Consider the following 18,362-nt stretch of genomic DNA (forward strand, 5'->3'; position numbering starts at 1 on the left):
GTATCTTAGGGTTTCACAGTTTTTCATGCCCTTTCTACCAGCAAGGCCTCGGTGGTATTTTCTTTGAGTTTGGAGCAATTTCGCTCAAATGATTTGCCCGAATCCACCCAAACGCTTTGACGCCAGATATATTATATGATATACTTAAAAATATATTCGCAGAAATGTTCTGGGAGGAATTATGGGTAAACCTTTAACTATCCAAAGCGAAGACGAGGCGGCCATTGTCAGCCTTAAAAAGAGGCTGGGTGCAAAATCTAAAATTGAGGTGGTTCGCGAGGGTTTGAAATTGTTGGAGGAAAAGGTGAATCGAGAGGACCGGATTCGCAGATGGCAAAAGGCCGTAGAACTTGTGGCTGGATCTAGTCGCAAGGTCAATAAAGAATACCGTCAGCACTCGCGTTTGAAGAGGATTAAATGAAACCTCAGCAATGGCACTTTTATATTGTTAATCTGGAACCACGGGTTGGCACTAAACCTGGAAAACAACGGGCCTGTTTAGCTGTACAGCCTAGTGAGTTCGCGTTGGCTGGGCTTGATAGTACGGTGATACTTCCGTTGACTACCAATGTAGCACAAAGTGACGCGTTCCCTCTGCGAGTCTTCGTGCCAAAGGATACTTGCGGATTGGCTCAGGCCAGCGATTTACTGGTGGATCAAATTCTTTCTTGGGACAATTCGCTCTTTGTGAAAGACTTGGGTGTAGCACCCGATGGTATTATTGAAGAGGTTAAGCACGCGATTCGAGAATTTTTGGATTTGACTACTTGTCATTAAAAGTCTCGGTGAAGTTCTTTTTGGAAACGTAAATTACTCGCCAATTACAAGCGCTTCAGTTTTTTATTAACATCGTCATCGTTTCTTTTCCCAACCAGAACAATAATCAAAATCACTTTCTCTTGGACATAGTAGATAATGCGATACTCGCCAATATCTGTCCGTCTATATTGGGTAAAACCTTTAACTTGAATACTGTCGTGGGGCAGTGGGTTTTTGCTCAATTGAAGTATCTTTGTAGTGATTTGCTTTTTTTGTTTTGCTGGCAACGAGCTAATAAACTTATCAGCCCGTTTTGCGAGTTTAATCCTTAGCATTCATCCACTCGGCAAGTTTCTTTTCGCTTTCTTCCTCACTTAGAAAGCCCTCTTTCATTGCCAATTCAGCTTGTTGCCCCCACCAGGCATCTTCTAATGCTTCCATTCGTTCAAACTCTTCTGCGGAAATTACAACCGCAACAAAACGGCCGTTTTTCTCAATCTTTACTGGACGAGTGCGAGCAAAATCCAGCAACTCGCCAAATTTGCTTTTGGCTTCACTTGCCGTCATTTTGTTTTTCTTTTTAGCTCCCATATTTGGACACCTCATTATTGCGTCTAATATAGGCGAAATAGTTAAAATAGTCAATATTTTTGTAAGTTATTGTTTTTATTAGATACTAACCAGCCTAATTCAGCTAAATTAGCCCTCTGTGCCTCCGTAATAGAACCAACAAGGGCAATCACGGACGAAAATTTCGCACTCTCCACAATATCGCCAAGTTTAAAAGCCAACCGACCGCTTAAAAAAGCAGATGGTCTGCGACTTCCTCTCTTACCTCTTTAAACCAACTTGTCTCGGTAAAGTTGGGCAATAAAATAAGCTGGCGATTATTTCCAAGTTTTTTTGCTCTTTCATTTTCTGGATAAATTGAACCTTTAAAGAGTAGGGGACATTACCCCAAATCCACTCGCCCTCTTTAATTGTCCAGTCAACCGTTAAGGCATTTTGCTCCACTGTAATAACCCGTGGAGCTTTTTTATTTTCTTCTGTCCCACAAATATCCAAAGCTAAATTAAAACCACAACCTTTTAGCTTATCTATCAGTTCTGGCGGTGTTTCGTAATTGTCCCTAAGACTTGCTCTTGCCTCGGTTTCAAGCAGTAGGTTTTTTTCAAGGTCTTCATAGTCTCGCTCGTTTTTATAAATTAAAAGAGTGTCGGCACTCTTATGGTAGGAAGCTTGGGCTTGTATTCTCAAGCACCGCAAGCTTGTGGTGCCCAAGCCGGAAACAAAAGAAGAAGAGAAAAGCGAAACTCTTAGCCCTGCCGCGCAGTCAAATCTTATGACCTGGGCTCAGAGGCTAAAGAGGGTGTTTAACATCGACATCACAACTTGCCCTGAGTGTGCAGGCAAAGTCAGGGTGATTGCTAGCATTGAAGAACCACAAGTGATCAAAAAGATCCTAAACCACTTGGGCTCAGTAAGTCGTGACTCTTACAGCTAGTTTCACCTGTGTTTGTTGGACCCTTTTCTGCGGAGGACAACACCTACGCTTTGAAAAAAGAAAAATCTCGTTGATTCAATTTTGTGCCAGAAAGTGAGCCATGTTGGACTCACTTCGCTTTCGCGGTCAAAATCTCAAACTCTTCCTCGCCATCGTCTTCAGGGATGCCCACGATTTTCACGCCCATGCCGATGCTTTTCATGTAGTCAATCAGTGTTGACAGCTTGATGTCTGAGCGATTCTCAATTTTTGAAATCTCGGTTTGTGTGAAGCCATCGATATCCACTTGGCGAAGACCCATCTTTTTACGAGCTTCTGCCAGTCGCAAGAAAGCCACAATTTCTTCGCCCCGCTCAACAGCTCGTTTGAATTTCTCAGGGGGCATGACTTCTTTGGCACTGTCAAAGAAGTCAGTGTATTTCTTTTTTGTTTTAGCCATTTTGGTCCTCCAAATATTCATCGTACAAATCATCGGCTTTGGCGATCATGCGTTTGTAAAAGCGCTTGTCACCTTGTTTGTTGCCACCGATCAAAAACACCGCTTGCCTTTCTGGATCGAAGGCGAAGAAGATGCGAAAAGGTCGACCTTTGCTCTGAACCCGCAGCTCTTTCATGTTGGGGTGCCGGCTGTCATAAAGCGTGTCAACATAGGGGCGCCCCAGTTGCGGGCCAAAACTTCTCAGCACCTGGGCTGTTTCAACAATATCGGCCTAGGTGTCCTCGTCGAGGTCTGCAAACCAATCCCTGAAGTCACCTGTCTCAACGATCTTCCACATCTATGCAGTATGGCATAGACAGCATATTCTGTCAACAGTATATTGGTGGCAGTCTGTTTTTGCGTCCTAAATGCGTCCTTCTGGAGGATACAAAGGTGCTGCAAGGTCTCTCAGTGAAGCGGAGCTCTCGTGCCTAAGTGATTGAATTGATTAAAAACACAAATGATCTCAAGGTGTTCGGGAGTGGACCAAGGAATCCCTCCACCTGAGCCATTTCTTAAAGTGGGCAAACCTTTTGCCCCAACGGTAGGTGTTGGAGGTGATGTACTCAGTTGTTGCAAATTCAAGCCAGGCACGGGGCAAGGGTGGCCATTGTAAATTGCTGTTCGCCTCAAAATCATCGTCACTTTCTTCTATGATGGCTTTTTTAACCTCGGCAGAACTGGCCCCTGGATAAGTTAAAAAGAAATTAACGTTGGGGGTTTGTATGCCCCGTTTTCCATTTAACGAGTTTGGACTTCTTTCGTTGGATCCCCATGCAGAAACATTCATCCAAAAAACTATGAACACCATCAGGGCCTTCATAACTTCTTATTCCCTTATATATTTGGCTCGTAAATGAGCTCTAACAAAACATAGAGCAAAGCCAATGCCCGGCCATTTTTAAAGCCAAATAAAATTACCGAACAAACCAGGGTGGACTAACCAGTAGCATTTGCACAGCAAGCCTGAAATTGTCAGCCAGGATAAGCGTTCCAAAATCAGCTTTTAGGGATGCGGACTTCTTCAAAAAACAGCAAAAAAGAAATCTTAAAGGCTAACCCAGCTGAAGGAAATCGACCTCTCAGTCTACGATGGCGTGAGCAATGCGGGTGTTTGGTCCGCCCCAATAATAGACTTGTGAATCGGACATGAGACGGGGTCAGGTTTTTAAAGTTGGTATCGTTCATTCCATTGGGGCGGGGGAGGGTTCAGGTCGCCATTGAAAATAGTTATCATTTACGTTGACTGCGGGGTAGCCTAGCCGTTAAATACATGGCATGCCCGATTTTGAATTGCCCCGACAACGCAGTGGAACCGATGTTATCCGTGCTCGCAAAGAAGGCCCTGAGCGCCTGATTCGCCGTGAGAATATGGATGAAGCGAGCTTTCGTCGCATCATTCGTGATATGGGGCTTAAAGTCACCCATCAGCGTATGGCCATTCTTAATGCGCTCAATAGTGGCCGCGCCCATGTGACGGCCCAAGAAGTCTATGAGCTCATTCATGAGGCTCACCCCGAAATAGGCTTTGCCACGGTCTATCGGTTTTTGCGAAATCTCACAGAAAAAGGGTTTGTTACAGAGGTCCGTATGGGAGGTCTGCCGGCTCGCTATGAGCTCACGCCGAAACAACACCATGACCATCTTACCTGCGAGCGCTGTGGACGCATCGTAGAATTTGAAAACCGCCAGATTGAATCTTTACAAACTCAGGTGGCCCGCGAAAATGGTTTTATTCTGACCGGACATGTTCTAGAACTATATGGAATATGTCCAAGCTGTCAGAAGTAGAAACATCATCAGAACCTATCGGAATTATCGTCAAAGGAGCTTCAGAGCACAACCTGAAGCATGTGTCCCTAGAAATCCCGCGCGAAAAAATGACCGTGATCACGGGTATGAGTGGTAGCGGCAAGTCGAGTTTGGCCTTTGATACAATTTATGCCGAGGGTCAGCGCCGGTATGTGGAGAGCTTGTCGGCCTACGCCCGCCAATTTATGGAGCAACTCAAGAAACCAGATGTAGAGAGTATATCTGGATTATCACCGGCCATTGCCATAGATCAAAAATCAGTGGGCACAAATCCCCGTTCCACCGTGGGCACAGTGACTGAAATTTACGATTACATGCGGCTTTTGTATTCGCGGGTGGGAGTTCCGAACTGCCCAGAGCACAATGTTCCCGTTTCAAGTCAAACGCCGGAGCAAATCGTTGACGACGTCATGAGCTTGCCTAAGGGCACCAAGTTTTTCGTCACGGCCCCAATGGCTCAAGGAAAAAAGGGCGAGTTTCTGGCCGAGTTTCAAAAGTGGGTGCGAAAAGGTTTTAGTAAGGCCCGTGTGGACGGACTGTGGGTGGAGCTTGGTGAAGCTAAAAAGTTGGCCAAGCACAAGCGGCATGACATTGATCTGCTCCTTGATCGCCTGGTCGTTGACGAAAAGTACAAGCATCGGCTTAAAGAAAGTATCAACCTCAGCTTAAGTATGGCTGGGGGGCAAGTTTGTATTGAGTCCGTCGGAGGCTCGCCGAAGCTTTACTCGATTCATCGGGCTTGCCCCGTGTGTGGATTTAGTTTTCCTGAGCTGGAGCCACGACTTTTTAGTTTTAATAATCCCAGGGGGGCGTGTGAAACTTGCCACGGTATGGGCACCTTGGACTTTGAAGAAGTGGAATATGACGAAACAGATTCTGAAAGCGGCAAAGAGTACCGCCCCCATTGGAGTTACCACGGAAAAAACGTTGAGAGTGATGAGGGCGACGACGTAGAAATTGACGAGTATTCACTTTCTGTTTGTCCTGACTGTAAAGGTCAGCGTCTCAAACCCGCGGCCCTTAATGTTTACTTGCAAGAAAAAAACATTGCGGATCTGGCCCATCTCTCTGCCGACCAACTTCTGGAGTTTATGCAGTCACTTTCTCTGGGGCGGCGCGATCAATTGGTGGCTGAAAAAATCATCAAACAAATCACCACGCGGCTTCAGTACATGGTGCGTGTGGGAACCGGCTATTTAAGTGTAGATCGACCCACTAGAACATTGTCGGGTGGCGAAACCCAGCGCATTCGCTTGGCCACGCAAGTGGGTTCTGCCCTCATTGGAGTGTTGTATGTTTTAGATGAACCAAGTATTGGGTTACATCCTCGCGATCACCACCGACTATTAGATATACTCAACGAAATTAAAGATCGCGGAAACACCATTTTGTTGGTTGAACATGATGAAGACACCATAAGGGCTGCGGACCATGTGATTGACTTAGGTCCCCGAGCGGGCACGTTGGGAGGTGAGATTTTAGCTGAAGGTACTCCTGTTGAAATCAGCAACAACCCAAAGAGTGTTACGGGTCAGTACCTTTCAGGAAAATTGAAAATTCCAGTGCCCAAAAAACGCAGGTCCGGCCAGGGCAGTTGGTTGAGATTACTTGGTGCCACCGGAAACAATTTAAAAAATGTAGATCTTGAAATTCCATTGGGCACATTGTGTGGCATTACCGGTGTATCAGGTAGTGGAAAAAGCACCTTGATTATCGATACTCTTTATCGAATTCTGGCCAAAGAATTTTACAAAGCTGGTACCACGCCGGCGCCTTATGCTAAAATTGAAGGCCTTGATTTGATTGATAAGGTGATTGAAATCAATCAACGGCCCATTGGACGAACGCCGCGGTCAACACCGGCCACTTATGTGGGTTTGTTCTCATTGATTCGTGGTCTTTATTCGAGTCTTCCTGAGTCTAAGATTCGAGGTTATAAGCCGGGAGATTTTTCATACAATGTCAAAGGTGGGAGATGCGAAGTTTGTCAGGGTAACGGTCTGATAAAAGTCGAAATGCATTTTCTTAGTGACGTCTATGTGAGATGCGAAACTTGCCAGGGGCTGCGGTATAGCTCAGAGATTCGTCATGTCACCTATCGCGATAAATCGGTGGCCGATGTATTAAATCTGACCGTGGCTGAAGCGGCTGAGTTTTTTCAAAATCACAAGTCCATTTACCGAAAATTAGAAACTCTCAACCGCGTTGGTCTTGATTATCTCACGCTCGGGCAGAGTTCGACGACGTTATCGGGTGGGGAGGCCCAGCGAATCAAGCTCAGTAAAGAGTTGTCTAAACGTGGAACCGGAAAAACTCTTTATATTTTAGATGAACCCACGACGGGTTTACATTTTGAAGACATTCGTAAACTCGTGGATCTGCTTCAGGAGCTGGTCGATCAAGGAAACACGGTGTTGGTGATTGAGCACAACTTGGACGTCATAAAAAATTGTGACTATGTGGTGGACTTGGGGCCTGATGGTGGAGTAGGTGGAGGCGAGATTGTCGCCAAGGGCACGCCCGAGACTGTGAGCCAGGTGGAGAAAAGCGAAACGGCCCGTTTCTTAAGAAAGCTTCTTTGATGACACAGCCTTTTTATTTTCCGTGGTCCGATGGACAATACAAAGTTACGCCGGGACTTGAGCCTTTGCAGGGCACAGTATTTCAAATTGATGGACACTTCGACAAATACAGGCGCTCAAAGTTAAAAGCACGAAACGACCGAATTGATAAATACTATCAACCCGGTGAAATGACCGCAGACGAGAAGGCGCAAATCGCACTTTGGATTCTCAATCGTTTAGTGGTGGAGCACCCCAAGCACTTTCATCGAAAGTTTGTGGGGGATAAAGTGATTTTACATAGTAGCCTAACTAATGAAACTTTAGCCTTTACTCAAAAAGGCGAGTTTCAACTTTCTGCAAGCCAGTGCGAGCTGTCTTATGTTGACGGCGTGGATGCGCTGATGATGCAGGTGCAGGCCGACATGGCTGTTTGGAGGCTTAATGGTGAAAGTGAGTGTTTGTCTCTTATTCATTTGTTTTCACCAAACCATTGGCCGGCAGAGGCCAAGATTAACAAGAATTTCTTGCGCGTGCATCGACCGGTGGCGGGGATGGAGCCACTTTTAGAGCAAGGGGTTTCTCTGTTAAAAGGCGTGTTGCACTCGGATCCCGTGCAAAGGTTTGCAGCTGGAGTGGCCACGGACCAGCGCCTGAATCACCACCCCAGGCCACCAGAAAATGAAGATTCAAAGCTTTGGCGAGGTCGCGACTTTCAGCCAGATGATCCAGAATTATATCTTCGGGTGGAGCGGCAGGTGCTTTGGCCCATGCGTGAAGTGAAATGGGCGCTTTTTTTTATAAGGACTTATTTTTACAACATAAATGAATTTAGCCATGAGCAAAAATCAAAAGTAGTCGAAGCTATTCGAGGCATGTCGGAGCAACAGCTCAAATACAAAGGTCTAGTGCGATCAGCTGATGCCATTATAAATCACCTTGAAGCTCAATAATATCAAGAGTTTTACCGATAAGATCCAGTGACTAATGGGGACAGAGTCTGATCCCTTCGCAAGGAGACAGCCCACCTTTGCCAATGCCCCCTGTCACTTTTGGCCGCATGTCGTCTTCGGATGGCGTCACTTGCGTGCCGCAACCCGGATACGCCATGCACAACGTGAGCGGGTGCATTGGTAAAGGTGGACTGTCTCCTTGCGAAGGGATCAGACTCTGTGGTGTTAACTTTTTCGTGGGGAGTCCTGATGTCGGTGCGCGTGGGTCGCTACCGTGTGATAGAACGCCTGGATCAAGGCGGGATGGGTGAAATCTACTTGGCAAAACGCCCTGTGGGTCAAGGTCTATGGAAATTCGTTGCACTTAAAAAAATGAAAGCCAAAGACGGTGAGGATCCCCGTCACTTAAAGCTTTTTAAATATGAAGCCCTAGTAGCATTGCGACTCGAGCATCGCGGTATCGTAAAAATGGAAGAGTTTGGCGAGTGCGACGGTGAGTACTATATGGCCATGGAATACATGGAAGGTAAAGACCTCAATGCCACCACAGAGCGCCTTGAGGGTAAGGGAATGCGATTTTATGTGGCCCATGCTCTTCACATTGTGGCCGAAGTGGCTTTGGCACTAGAGCATGCCCGAAGAACTTTGGATCGCGCCACAGGAAAACCCCTAGGTATTGTACATGGCGATGTGAGCCCGCATAACATCATGATCACCTACGAGGGTGAAGTAAAGATTATTGATTTTGGTGTGGCCAGAAGCGAGGCCGATATCAATGTCACAATGGTTGAAATGAAAATGGGCAAGAAGGGCTATATGAGTCCAGAACAAGCCCTCGGTCAGGATATGGATCAGAGGTCTGATTTGTTTTCGTTAGGTGTGGTGCTATGGGAGCTGATTGCCGGCGAGAAAATGTTTAGTGAACTTTCTCGGCTCGAGTACCTTAAAAAAATCGAAGGTTTTCGATATCCGTCATTGTTAGAGAAAAATGCAGATGCCACCGAAGAACTTGATCAAGTGGTGCGCAAGATGTTGGCCTTTGACCCCACAGACAGATTCAATACAGCCGGTGAACTTTATCGGGAGCTTAAAAAAATCCTGCATCAAGGTTATCCGAATTTCTGCCAAGAGGATTTGCGGGAGGCCATGCGTAGCCTTTACGCGCAAGAAATGGCCGAGCAACGGCTGCGTTTACAAGAGTATGCCTCTGAACCCATCGAAGAAACCGAAGTGTTTGAAGAAACTCGCAGGCAAGCTAAAGCCTCGATGGTTTCACCGCGCAGTGAATCTGTGGTGGCTAATAACCCAATGATGGCCCGACGGGGGCTTTGGGCAGAACTTCATGCTGAAACAAAGCGCTTGCGCAGAAAAGCTCAGACCTTTGTGACTCTGGCCTGGGAAAGAGCGCGTAGTGATTGGACGGGAGTGGTCACTCAAGCATCTGATGGAACTTCGCCGTTGCCTTCACGGGCCTCCACTGTACTGGATCAATCCGGTTCTCGTGATCGAAAGCGCCGGCGGAGAAATCGAAAGATAAAGCGTTGGATAAAATTTTATTATCCAGTTGTGTTGACGGTGGCCTTGGCGTCGACGGTCATCTACATTGGCCTTAAGCCAACTGGGCCGCTTCAAAGTGATCTCCACCATGAGGAGATCTATGACGAAGTTAGTGATCAGATTGGTTTTGATGATGCCACTGGATTTTCAGAACAGGCCAGTGAAGAGGCCAAGCCTTTTCCCGCAGGATCCAATTCACCTTCCACATTTGTGGCGTCACCTGCACAGCCCACAACGAATGTCGCCGCGCCGAATAGGCCAACACTCGCGCCCGCATATACACTGAAGTTAATGAGTCGCCCCTCGGGGGCCAAGATTTATGAAAATGGCAGTTTCACGGGCCGCACAACTCCGGCGGTTCTCACCTATGACAGCAATAAAGGCCGCACGTATTCGTTTAAAAAGCCAGGTTACACAACGGTACAAAAGAAGATTTGGCCAAAAATAGGAGCCTATGAAGTGAGGCTTAAAAAGAGCTCCAAAAAACGATGAGAGCGGTCGAACGGATATTCTCTGCGGGGGTGGCGTTTTTTTGAAGGTTAAAGTGTTGCCTAAAATTTGCGTATAGGTTTGGTGGTGTCTCACTTTGAGATGTCATATCGAAATGAGACAACGGCAGCCGAGGGGACTGTCGATTTTTTAGTGGAAGGCGATAAAATTCAACACCCACCTCTACATAAATCCAGGTCTTGGCCGATAATATTACATGAGGGCGTGGGACGTGTGTGAAAACACGAGTAAGAAAGGGGTGCGAGGCAGCACCCCCAAGATAAGACGTTCAAATTTAGGGGGAACGTGATGTCTTCAGTAGAAATTCCGAGTTGGGCAAAAGATGTAGCCCACTCTATCTTGCAGGCTGTGTTAGTGAAAGATCCTTTCACCTTTCATCATTGTTTGCGAGTGGGGCGTGCCGCCAGAAAAATGGGCCATATTATGGGTCTGCCAGAAAGTCAGAAGACTGTATTGGAGTATACAGGGTTGTTTCATGATATTGGCAAGGTGGCGATTTCTAATGATATTCTTTTAAAGCCAGGTCGTCTTACAAACGAAGAGTACGACGTGATGAAATCTCATGCTGAAAAAAGCGTAGAGATACTTCGCCCATTGACTAATCATCCCTTTTTTCGATTTCTAATTCCTGGAGTTCGCTATCATCACGAAAAATTTGATGGCTCAGGGTACCCATTTAACTTAAAAGGCGAGCAAATTCCGATCCACGCTCGGGTTGTGGCTGTGGTTGATACGGTAGATGCTATGATGAACACAAGACCATATAGGCAAGCCCTTACCTGGGATCATGTGAAAAAAGAGCTGGTGGATTTTTCTGGCAAACAGTTTGATGGCAATCTAGTGCAACTGTACTTGGCCTCTATGCCCACATGGGGACATGTGGAAGAAGAAGCCCGCGACGAAGCCATTGTTAGTCACATTATCAAAAAAGCCGCTTAATCAAACAATCAAAGTGGTTATTTTTGAAGCCAGTTTGCGGCCTTCAATGCAAAGTAAGTAAAGATCATCTGACTTCCAGCGCGTCTCAGTGCCAGTAAACTCTCAACGGCCGTGGTTTTCTCATCTAGCCAGCCGTTTCTAGCCGCAGCCATAATCATCGAGTATTCACCACTGACTTGGTAAGCGGCTATGGGTAGTGAAAAGTGCTGGTATAAGGAAGCAATCACATCCAGATAGGGCAGACCGGGTTTGACCATCAAAATGTCAGCCCCTTGCTGCACATCAAGTTCGGCCTCTCTTAAGGCTTCACTTAGGTTTGCAGGGTCCATTTGATAGGTTTTTTTATCACCAAACTTAGGGGCCGAGTCCAAGGCCTCGCGAAAGGGCCCATAAAATCCAGAGGCGTATTTAGCGGCATAGGAGAGCACTCCGGTCTGGCGGTGGCCCGTTTGATCAAGGGCACTTCGTATATAGCCTATGCGCCCATCCATCATGTCAGAAGGGGCCACTAAATCCGCGCCAGATGCCGCTTGCGCAATAGCCATCTCGGCCAAAATCTCAAGAGATTCATCGTTTAAAATCTCACCCTCTCGAACCAAACCGTCATGTCCCTCTGACGAGTAAGGATCAAGGGCCACATCCGTGATCACCAGCATCTCAGGAACGGCGTCCTTGATGGCTTTTACCGCTGTGGGAATGAGTCCCTGTGGGTTTTTGCTTTCACTTCCAGTGGCGTCTTTTTTATTTTGAGGCAGTACCGGAAATAAAGCCACACCTCTAAGGCCTAGGCCATAGGCTTCTTTAGCTTGGGTTACGGCATGGTCCACACTTAAGCGATAAAAATCAGGCATGCTTGTGATGGGCTGGCGTTCGTGTTTTCCGGGCAAAATAAATTGAGGCAACACGAGGTTTGAAACATCAAGATGAGTTTCGCGAACAAACCCTCTTATGGCCTCAGATCGGCGCAGGCGTCGTGGTCTTATGTGTACGCCACTCATTTCAAAAGCGTGCTGGCGGTCAAAGTGGGAGTTCATAGGGGCGTCCTTGGTTGATGTTGAAAGGGGAGCGGGACTTTGAATTGTAACATAATTTCTGTGAGTGCCATCAGCGGCAGGCCCACAATAGCCGAATGGTCTTTAGAATCAATGGATTCAAAAAGCATACGCCCCATGGATTCGAGTTTGTAGGCGCCGGCACAATCAACGGGCGAGTCTTTGTCGACGTAGTTTTTGATCTCTTCTTCGTTCCACGTTCGCATTTTAAGCTTTGTGGTTTCTGTATAAATAGAAACCTCATCCCGAATTTTCACGCAAAGACTGGTGAGAAGGTGGTGAGTGTGACCACTCAGTTTGAGAAGTTGTTCTACGGCGGCTTGTTTGGTGCCGGGTTTTCCTAAAATTTCTCCATTAAAATCCACAAGCTGATCACTGCCTATGACAAAGTCGTGGGGGTGATTTTTAGCAACACTTTCAGCCTTCAGCCTCGCTAAAAGCTCACAAAGTTGTTTGGGGCTTGAGGCCTCTTTCTTAAAGGCGCCTTCGTCCACATCAGGGGCTTTACAAGAAAAGGTGAGGCCCAGGCTTTCAAGTTGAGCTCTGCGATATTTCGAGGTGCTTGCCAGAATGATTTTCATGGATTCCCGTCCAAGCGTGTCATGGTAAATTGTGGTTTTCCTTGTCAATGTGCAAGTCCAAACCGAAAATGAACTTATGAATAATACAGCATCGGCCTATTTGCATCAACTACAGCCCTTTGCCATTCAATTCACAGAAAGTATCGGCATTCGCTGGTATGGATTGGCCTATTTGTCGGGATTTGCCTTGAGCTACCTTGTGATTTTGTGGGTGGTTCGCCAGGGGCGCTCCCCCATGCGGCGGGATGACATTGTTGATTTTGTCACCATGGTGGCCATTGGCACCATGATCGGCGGTCGTCTGGGATATTGTGTGTTTTACGCTCCAGATTTATTCTTGAAGTTTTCTTCCGACTTCCCGTTTTGGGGTGTGCTTGAAGTTCATAAAGGGGGCATGGCCAGTCATGGGGGCATTCTTGGGGTGATTGTGTCTTCGTCACTATATGCTTATCGTCGGGGTTTTTCACCCTTTCACGCCATGGATCTGACGGTATTTGGTGGGTCTTTGGGGATATTTTTTGGTCGGCTTGCGAACTTTGTTAATGGCGAGCTTTTTGGTCGCATTTGCGAAGAGGCTTGTCGCTTTGGCGTTAAGTTTCCGCAAGAAGTTTATTTGTGGTATCGGCTGGCACTGGAGGGCAAAAATCTTGAGGGTGACCCCTTGGTGAAGCTGAAATCTCTAGGTGAAGCTGTGAGCGCATTGGGGCGAATTCAGCTGAACGGAAAGACCTATGATTCAATTAGCCCGGGCTTGTGGCAGTCTTGGGTCGACAGTTTCGGAGCCAACAGCAGCAAAATTTCAGCGGCATTGGGAAGTTTGGTGGATGCTGTGCAGATGCATAATGCCCAGGTGGTGGCGGCCATTGAACCTGTGTTGAGTGTTCGTTATCCGTCTCAGTTGTATCAGGCCCTGATGGAGGGGCTTGGTGTTTTTGTTGTTTTAGCTTTGATTTGGATGAAGCCACGCAAGGTCGGGGTGGTCTCAGCGTGGTTTGGAATTTTATATGCTTTAGCTCGCATTGTTGGCGAAGCCTATCGATTGCCCGATGCTGAAATTGGTTATCAGTTTTTAGGGCTCACCAGAGGGCAAATCCTCAGTATTGTCATGTTAGCCATGGTGTTTGTCTATTTCATCTACGTGGTGCGAAGATCAGGGTCTAAAGTAGGTGGGTGGGGCGTGCGAAAAAACACTTCGGTTATTGATGAAACAGAAGCGAGCAAAGGGGCTCGTTAACCCTGACCATTGAACCGATCGACCTTTTTATCTAGGGCATCGAGTTTTTGTTCAAAAGCATTGAGTCGTTCTAAGAAATTTTCTGTCTCCGTCAGCATTTTAGCTGAATCCGTAGATGAAAAATGAATGCGGTCAATCAAGACAGTGGCAGAAATGGCTGTGAATCCAACGAAAAACACCACGCCGAGGATCATCAAGACCATTCCGATAATGCGTCCTTCGGTGGTGACCGGCACAATGTCGCCATAGCCCACTGTGGTCACGGTGCTTAAGGCCCACCAAAGCGAGTCAAACCAGGAGTTCACATGGGGATTCACTCCGAGCTCGTGTCGGTGAAACATAAAAATCGAGGACCCCATAATCACGTTGCCCACGATGGCAAAGTACATCACAACCGGTGTTAACAGCGTGTACACTAGATGTTGGGTGTATTGAGGTAAGTGTTTGGCCGGGGAAAACCGATCGTTCATCCTCCCTCGGCCGTCTGGTTTAGAAGCTTTCGTCAAAACTCACATCACCTGAAACGCTCACTTGATAAGCTGAAACCCGGCGCTCAAAAAAGTTAGCAAGCTCTTGTGTGTCTTGCAGCTCCATAAAATCAAAAGGGTTCTTCACGTTGTATTGCGGCTCAATGCCCAGTCTTTCTAGGCGGAGGTCTGCGATATACTGCAAATAAGTTTTCATATCTTTTAAGCTTAAGCCAGCAAGCCCTTGAGCAAGCACATCTTCGGCAAAGGCCAGCTCACATTCAATGGCTTCATTGAGCATCACTTTGACCATATCCTTCATGCGGTCGTCAAATAGCTCAGGCTCCTCTTTTTTAGCAATATCAATGACTTTCATTGCAAAATTAATATGAGCACTTTCATCGCGGAACACCCAATTGGTGCCAGTGGCAAGTCCACTTAATAATCCTTTAGAGCGCAGATAATACACATAAGCAAAGGCGGCAAAGAAGAAAAGGCCTTCAATACAGCAAGCAAAGCACATCATGTTCATTAAAAACTGTCGGCGTTGCTCGCGAGTCTCGATGCGATCAAGGTTTTGAACAGAATCCATCCACTTAAAACTAAAGTCGGCTTTTTTCTTAATGGAGGGAATAGTCTCCACAGCAGCAAACGCCTGCTCGCGCTCTTTCATGTCTGGGATATAAGTATCAAGCAGAGTCAGATAGAACTGAACGTGCAGAGCCTCTTCATAGAGCTGACGAGAAAGATACAATCGGCCCTCGGGTGAGTTCACGTGCTTGTAAAGATTTAGCACCAAGTTGTTACTCACAATAGAATCACCGGTAGCAAAAAATGCCACAAGCCGCTGAATCAAAAAACGCTCAGGTTCAGAGATTTTTGAGTTTAAATCCACAACGTCTGAACTAAAATCCACTTCTTCCACCGTCCAAGTGTTTTTAATGGCATCTTTGTACATTTCATAAAATACAGGGTACTTCATGGGTCGCAATGTTAAGTCAAAGCCAGGATTTAAAAGCATGTGTTGTCCTCCTCTAAAGGGGTCTTTGCTGTTGATTCAAGTGTTGCCTACTGGCAAGCCTCGCAAATCTCAGGGTTTTCCAGCGAACAAGCTAACGCTTCTTCGTCGGTGTATTGTTTCTTTTCTGGGCTCTCTGCTTTTGTCGTCACCTTAGATATGCGCGTGGCAGGCCGAGATCTTAAATAATAAGTGGTCTTCACTCCCTTTTTCCAAGCATACATATACATACTTGAGAGCTTGCCAATAGTTGGTGTCTCCATAAAAAGATTAAGCGATTGGCTTTGGTCTACAAAAGCTCCGCGATCCGCAGCCATGTTAATAAGTTCTTTTTGTGGGATCTCCCAAACAGTGCGAAAAACATTCTTCACGTCTGCAGGAATCTCTGCAACATCTTGTATGGAGCCCTCAGCGGCCTTCACCTTGTTTCTTATTTCTTCCGTCCAAAGGTTTCGCTTTTTAAGTTCAGCCACTAGGTACTTGTTAATCTGGATAAATTCACCCGAGAGAGTCTCGCGTTTGAATAGATTAGATACTTGCGGCTCAATGGCTTCGTACACGCCACTGATGGAGGCGATGGTTGCCGTGGGTGCTATGGCAATCATTAGAGAGTTGCGAAGACCAATCTTTTTGATCTTTCGACGCAACTTCTCCCAGCGCTCCATATCTTCTGGCACCACACCCCAGCTATCAAACTGCAGTTCCCCTTCAGCGGCTCGGGTTTGAGCAAAAGTCTCGTGGGGGCCGAATTTTTCGGCCAACTCACAAGAGGTTTTAAGAGCGGTGTAATAAATTTCTTCTGAAATTTTAGCAGAAAGTCTTTTCGCCTCTGGGCTGTCAAAAGGTATGCCCATTTTAAAAAACACGTCTTGTAGACCCATTAGCCCCAAGCCCACAGGTCGCCACTTGTTATTAGAGTAACCGGCAGAATCTATGGGGTAGAAGTTAATATCCACCACGCGGTCTAAATACTTAACCGCAGTGCGGACGGTGCGAGCGAGTTTATCAAAGTCAAAAGCGCCACCCACGAAGTGATTGCTTAGGTTCACAGATCCTAAGTTGCACACGGCCGTTTCTCTATCATTAGTGATTTCAAGAATTTCAGTGCACAAGTTAGAGAGGTGAATAACATTTCCGGGGTCTTTGGTTTGATTGCTCTTTCGGTTGGAATGGTCTTTAAACGTCATCCAGCCGTTACCCGTTTGTGCTAAGGTTTTCATCATGCGACTGTAAAGATCGCGGGCTTTTACTTGTTTTTTAAAGCGTCCGTCTTTTTCGGCCTGCATGTAAGCCCGCTCAAAATCATCGCCATACAAGTCGGTGAGCTCGGGCAACTCTTTGGGGTCAAACAAAGACCACATGTCGTCACCTTCCACTCGGCGCATAAATAAGTCAGGAACCCAGTTGGCCAAGTTTAAATTGTGCGTGCGTTGAGCCTCATCGCCGGTGTTGTCTCTTAGTTGTAAGAACTCTTCAATGTCGGCATGCCAAGTTTCAAGGTACACACAGGCGGCACCCTTTCGTCGACCACCTTGATTGACTGCGGCCACTGAGGAGTCCAAAGTTTTTAACCAAGGTACTAGGCCATTAGAGTGGCCATTTGTCCCTTTAATGAGAGAGCCTCGCGATCGTACTCGCGTGAACGAAAGGCCAATGCCTCCGGCGTATTTGGAGAGCTTCGCCACATCCATATATTTTTGGTATATGGATGTGAGGTCATCTAAAGGTGAGTCCAATAAATAGCAAGAAGACAGCTGAGGTCTTAATGTGGCCGAGTTAAAGAGAGTGGGTGAGCTGGCCAGATAGTCTAAGCTTGAGATGAGTTCGTAAAATTCTTTGGCTTCTTCAAAAGTGTTAGCTAGGCCGCAAGCCACGCGCAGAAAAAAGTATTGGGGTGATTCAATGACGTTTCGAGATTGCGGATCTTTTAGAAGATAGCGATCGTAAAGCGTTCGAAGGCCAAAGTATTCGAATTTTCTTGTGCGAGTGTCATCGATAATAATATTGAGGGCTTCTTTGTGTTCTTTTACAAACTCGTACTTCTCTTTTGAGATCAAGCCAGCTTTGTAGCCGTGCGTGACTGATTGGTAAAAGTTCATAACATGTTCGTTGGCCACTTCTTCGTCGATATATCGAGCTAAAAGACGAGCAGCCAGTTTGGAGTACTCGGGCTCTTCTCCAATCAGCAGTGAGGCTGTTTGAATGCATAATTGATCAAGCTCTTTCGTGGAAGCTCCATCATAAAGACCACTGATGACTTTAGTGGCTACGCGCATAGGATCGACGTGTCCCAAGCCTGTTGAACAGGCGATATTGACGTTGACGATTTTGTTCACGTTAACCGGCTCGAGCGTGCCATCACGCTTTTTCACGCGCATAACTATGGGAGTGCCCTCGTCTGTATCAATCGTATCCGTCGCAGTGATAGCCGTTTCAGGAGTTGTATCCACGTGAGGCGTGTTGATAATGCTTTGTTGTGATTCTGGTTGTATTTCCATGGCTCCCTCTCCTTTTGCCACTCGCTGTGTGCGGGTTGCCCCATTTTATTTTTTAGCGACGACAATCCCTTTGGGGTGGAATTTGTCGCCCCACGTTTTCAAATCTCTCTCAATAAAACGAAATTAAATTTCGCCAGCTTTTCGAAAAAAAGAATAGAAATCCCAAAAGCTTCTTTCTTGATGAAGATTCGAAACTTTTGGTCAACAGCCCTTGTCGATTTTTACAGTACATCCGTGTACTTCCTCTTCTTTAATTCTTGGCTAAGACCGGGGTTTGTCAGATCCCCTCCAGACAAACATGGTCTCTTAGCTTTGAACGATATTTCTGGCGGATTTTTCTGTCAATTCGGAAACTCTAATGCTTTTCACAAAAAACATTGATCCCGATGAAACCCGCAACTAGTCTACAAAACAGTAAGATCGGCCATGCCCATGAGTG

19 protein-coding genes are annotated in these 18,362 nt (G+C 46.5%); 8 read left to right on the top strand and 11 right to left on the bottom strand.

Annotation, left to right across the window (positions count from 1 at the left end; translation table 11 throughout):
• Window positions 1-181: 181 nt before the first annotated feature.
• Window positions 182-421, top strand: a complete 240-nt coding sequence (locus tag H6626_02540; GenBank protein USN47990.1) for a hypothetical protein — start codon at window positions 182-184, stop codon at window positions 419-421.
• Entirely contained in the window at window positions 418-777 is a 360-nt protein-coding gene (locus H6626_02545; protein ID USN47991.1) for a type II toxin-antitoxin system PemK/MazF family toxin, read from the top strand. Before H6626_02540 ends, H6626_02545 begins: the two co-directional genes overlap by 4 nt.
• A gap of 44 nt (window positions 778-821) precedes the next feature.
• On the opposite strand, the gene H6626_02550 is transcribed toward H6626_02545, so the two are convergent.
• The 6 genes from H6626_02550 to H6626_02575 form a co-directional block, all read right to left on the bottom strand.
• Entirely contained in the window at window positions 822-1,094 is a 273-nt protein-coding gene (locus H6626_02550) for a type II toxin-antitoxin system RelE/ParE family toxin (protein USN47992.1), read from the bottom strand.
• Window positions 1,081-1,326 (bottom strand): type II toxin-antitoxin system prevent-host-death family antitoxin, encoded by a 246-nt coding sequence (locus tag H6626_02555; GenBank protein USN48933.1) that lies wholly within the window; start codon window positions 1,324-1,326, stop codon window positions 1,081-1,083. The genes H6626_02550 and H6626_02555 overlap by 14 nt, the downstream gene beginning before the upstream one ends.
• 264 nt (window positions 1,327-1,590) lie before the next feature.
• Entirely contained in the window at window positions 1,591-2,016 is a 426-nt protein-coding gene (locus H6626_02560; protein ID USN47993.1) for a hypothetical protein, read from the bottom strand.
• A 356-nt stretch (window positions 2,017-2,372) separates the two neighbouring features.
• Complete coding sequence (locus H6626_02565) at window positions 2,373-2,591, bottom strand: helix-turn-helix transcriptional regulator (protein ID USN48934.1); 219 nt, start codon at window positions 2,589-2,591, stop codon at window positions 2,373-2,375.
• 103 nt (window positions 2,592-2,694) lie between these two features.
• Window positions 2,695-2,967, bottom strand: a complete 273-nt coding sequence (locus H6626_02570; GenBank protein USN48935.1) for a type II toxin-antitoxin system RelE/ParE family toxin — start codon at window positions 2,965-2,967, stop codon at window positions 2,695-2,697.
• Between the two features lie 240 nt (window positions 2,968-3,207).
• Window positions 3,208-3,552: a hypothetical protein gene (locus H6626_02575; GenBank protein ID USN47994.1), complete on the bottom strand. Its 345-nt coding sequence runs from the start codon at window positions 3,550-3,552 to the stop codon at window positions 3,208-3,210.
• Between the two features lie 560 nt (window positions 3,553-4,112).
• Between H6626_02575 and H6626_02580 the strand changes: the two genes are divergently transcribed.
• The 5 genes from H6626_02580 (at window position 4,113) to H6626_02600 (ending at window position 11,073) form a co-directional block, all read left to right on the top strand.
• Window positions 4,113-4,532 carry a transcriptional repressor gene (locus H6626_02580; protein ID USN48936.1) on the top strand — a complete coding sequence of 140 codons (420 nt, stop codon included), beginning with the start codon at window positions 4,113-4,115 and terminating at the stop codon, window positions 4,530-4,532.
• Window positions 4,511-7,135: an excinuclease ABC subunit UvrA gene (gene uvrA / locus H6626_02585; protein ID USN47995.1), complete on the top strand. Its 2,625-nt coding sequence runs from the start codon at window positions 4,511-4,513 to the stop codon at window positions 7,133-7,135. The genes H6626_02580 and uvrA overlap by 22 nt, the downstream gene beginning before the upstream one ends.
• Window positions 7,135-8,067 (top strand): DUF3445 domain-containing protein, encoded by a 933-nt coding sequence (locus H6626_02590; protein USN47996.1) that lies wholly within the window; start codon window positions 7,135-7,137, stop codon window positions 8,065-8,067. The genes uvrA and H6626_02590 overlap by 1 nt, the downstream gene beginning before the upstream one ends.
• Before the next feature lie 249 nt (window positions 8,068-8,316).
• Window positions 8,317-10,116, top strand: a complete 1,800-nt coding sequence (locus H6626_02595; GenBank protein ID USN47997.1) for a serine/threonine protein kinase — start codon at window positions 8,317-8,319, stop codon at window positions 10,114-10,116.
• A gap of 306 nt (window positions 10,117-10,422) precedes the next feature.
• On the top strand, window positions 10,423-11,073 hold the full coding sequence (locus H6626_02600) for an HD domain-containing protein (GenBank protein USN47998.1): 651 nt from the start codon (window positions 10,423-10,425) through the stop codon (window positions 11,071-11,073).
• A 17-nt stretch (window positions 11,074-11,090) separates the two neighbouring features.
• Here the strand turns inward: H6626_02600 and hemB are convergent, their stop codons facing one another.
• Both hemB and maf read right to left on the bottom strand, forming a co-directional pair.
• Window positions 11,091-12,071: a porphobilinogen synthase gene (gene hemB, locus H6626_02605; protein ID USN48937.1), complete on the bottom strand. Its 981-nt coding sequence runs from the start codon at window positions 12,069-12,071 to the stop codon at window positions 11,091-11,093.
• A gap of 32 nt (window positions 12,072-12,103) precedes the next feature.
• Window positions 12,104-12,706, bottom strand: a complete 603-nt coding sequence (gene maf / locus H6626_02610; protein ID USN47999.1) for a septum formation protein Maf — start codon at window positions 12,704-12,706, stop codon at window positions 12,104-12,106.
• 76 nt (window positions 12,707-12,782) lie between these two features.
• On the opposite strand from maf, the gene H6626_02615 reads away from it, so the two are divergent.
• A complete protein-coding gene (locus tag H6626_02615; GenBank protein USN48000.1) occupies window positions 12,783-13,940 on the top strand; it encodes a prolipoprotein diacylglyceryl transferase in 1,158 nt (385 codons plus the stop codon).
• Here H6626_02615 and H6626_02620 read toward each other — a convergent pair.
• The 3 genes from H6626_02620 to H6626_02630 form a co-directional block, all read right to left on the bottom strand.
• Window positions 13,937-14,329, bottom strand: coding sequence for a two pore domain potassium channel family protein (locus H6626_02620; GenBank protein ID USN48938.1), 393 nt, complete (start codon window positions 14,327-14,329; stop codon window positions 13,937-13,939). The two genes, H6626_02615 and H6626_02620, sit on opposite strands and share 4 nt — an antisense overlap.
• Before the next feature lie 100 nt (window positions 14,330-14,429).
• Window positions 14,430-15,428, bottom strand: a complete 999-nt coding sequence (locus H6626_02625; GenBank protein ID USN48001.1) for a ribonucleotide-diphosphate reductase subunit beta — start codon at window positions 15,426-15,428, stop codon at window positions 14,430-14,432.
• Window positions 15,429-15,475: 47 nt separating this feature from the next.
• Entirely contained in the window at window positions 15,476-17,923 is a 2,448-nt protein-coding gene (locus H6626_02630; GenBank protein USN48002.1) for a ribonucleoside-diphosphate reductase subunit alpha, read from the bottom strand.
• Window positions 17,924-18,362: the final 439 nt, after the last annotated feature.

It is taken from the genome of Pseudobdellovibrionaceae bacterium (assembly GCA_023898385.1).
Lineage (GTDB): Bacteria > Bdellovibrionota > Bdellovibrionia > Bdellovibrionales > UBA1609.

Coding starts and splice junctions, on each gene's coding strand:
- H6626_02540 (USN47990.1), top strand. CDS start 182: ATGGGTAAACCTTTAACTATCCAAAGCGAAGACGAGGCGGCCATTGTC.
- H6626_02545 (USN47991.1), top strand. CDS start 418: ATGAAACCTCAGCAATGGCACTTTTATATTGTTAATCTGGAACCACGG.
- H6626_02550 (USN47992.1), bottom strand. CDS start 1,094: ATGCTAAGGATTAAACTCGCAAAACGGGCTGATAAGTTTATTAGCTCG.
- H6626_02555 (USN48933.1), bottom strand. CDS start 1,326: ATGACGGCAAGTGAAGCCAAAAGCAAATTTGGCGAGTTGCTGGATTTT.
- H6626_02575 (USN47994.1), bottom strand. CDS start 3,552: ATGGTGTTCATAGTTTTTTGGATGAATGTTTCTGCATGGGGATCCAAC.
- H6626_02580 (USN48936.1), top strand. CDS start 4,113: ATGGATGAAGCGAGCTTTCGTCGCATCATTCGTGATATGGGGCTTAAA.
- uvrA (USN47995.1), top strand. CDS start 4,511: ATGTCCAAGCTGTCAGAAGTAGAAACATCATCAGAACCTATCGGAATT.
- H6626_02590 (USN47996.1), top strand. CDS start 7,135: ATGACACAGCCTTTTTATTTTCCGTGGTCCGATGGACAATACAAAGTT.
- H6626_02595 (USN47997.1), top strand. CDS start 8,317: ATGTCGGTGCGCGTGGGTCGCTACCGTGTGATAGAACGCCTGGATCAA.
- H6626_02600 (USN47998.1), top strand. CDS start 10,423: ATGTCTTCAGTAGAAATTCCGAGTTGGGCAAAAGATGTAGCCCACTCT.
- hemB (USN48937.1), bottom strand. CDS start 12,071: ATGAGTGGCGTACACATAAGACCACGACGCCTGCGCCGATCTGAGGCC.
- maf (USN47999.1), bottom strand. CDS start 12,706: ATGAAAATCATTCTGGCAAGCACCTCGAAATATCGCAGAGCTCAACTT.
- H6626_02615 (USN48000.1), top strand. CDS start 12,783: ATGAATAATACAGCATCGGCCTATTTGCATCAACTACAGCCCTTTGCC.
- H6626_02620 (USN48938.1), bottom strand. CDS start 14,329: ATGTACTTTGCCATCGTGGGCAACGTGATTATGGGGTCCTCGATTTTT.
- H6626_02625 (USN48001.1), bottom strand. CDS start 15,428: ATGCTTTTAAATCCTGGCTTTGACTTAACATTGCGACCCATGAAGTAC.
- H6626_02630 (USN48002.1), bottom strand. CDS start 17,923: ATGGAAATACAACCAGAATCACAACAAAGCATTATCAACACGCCTCAC.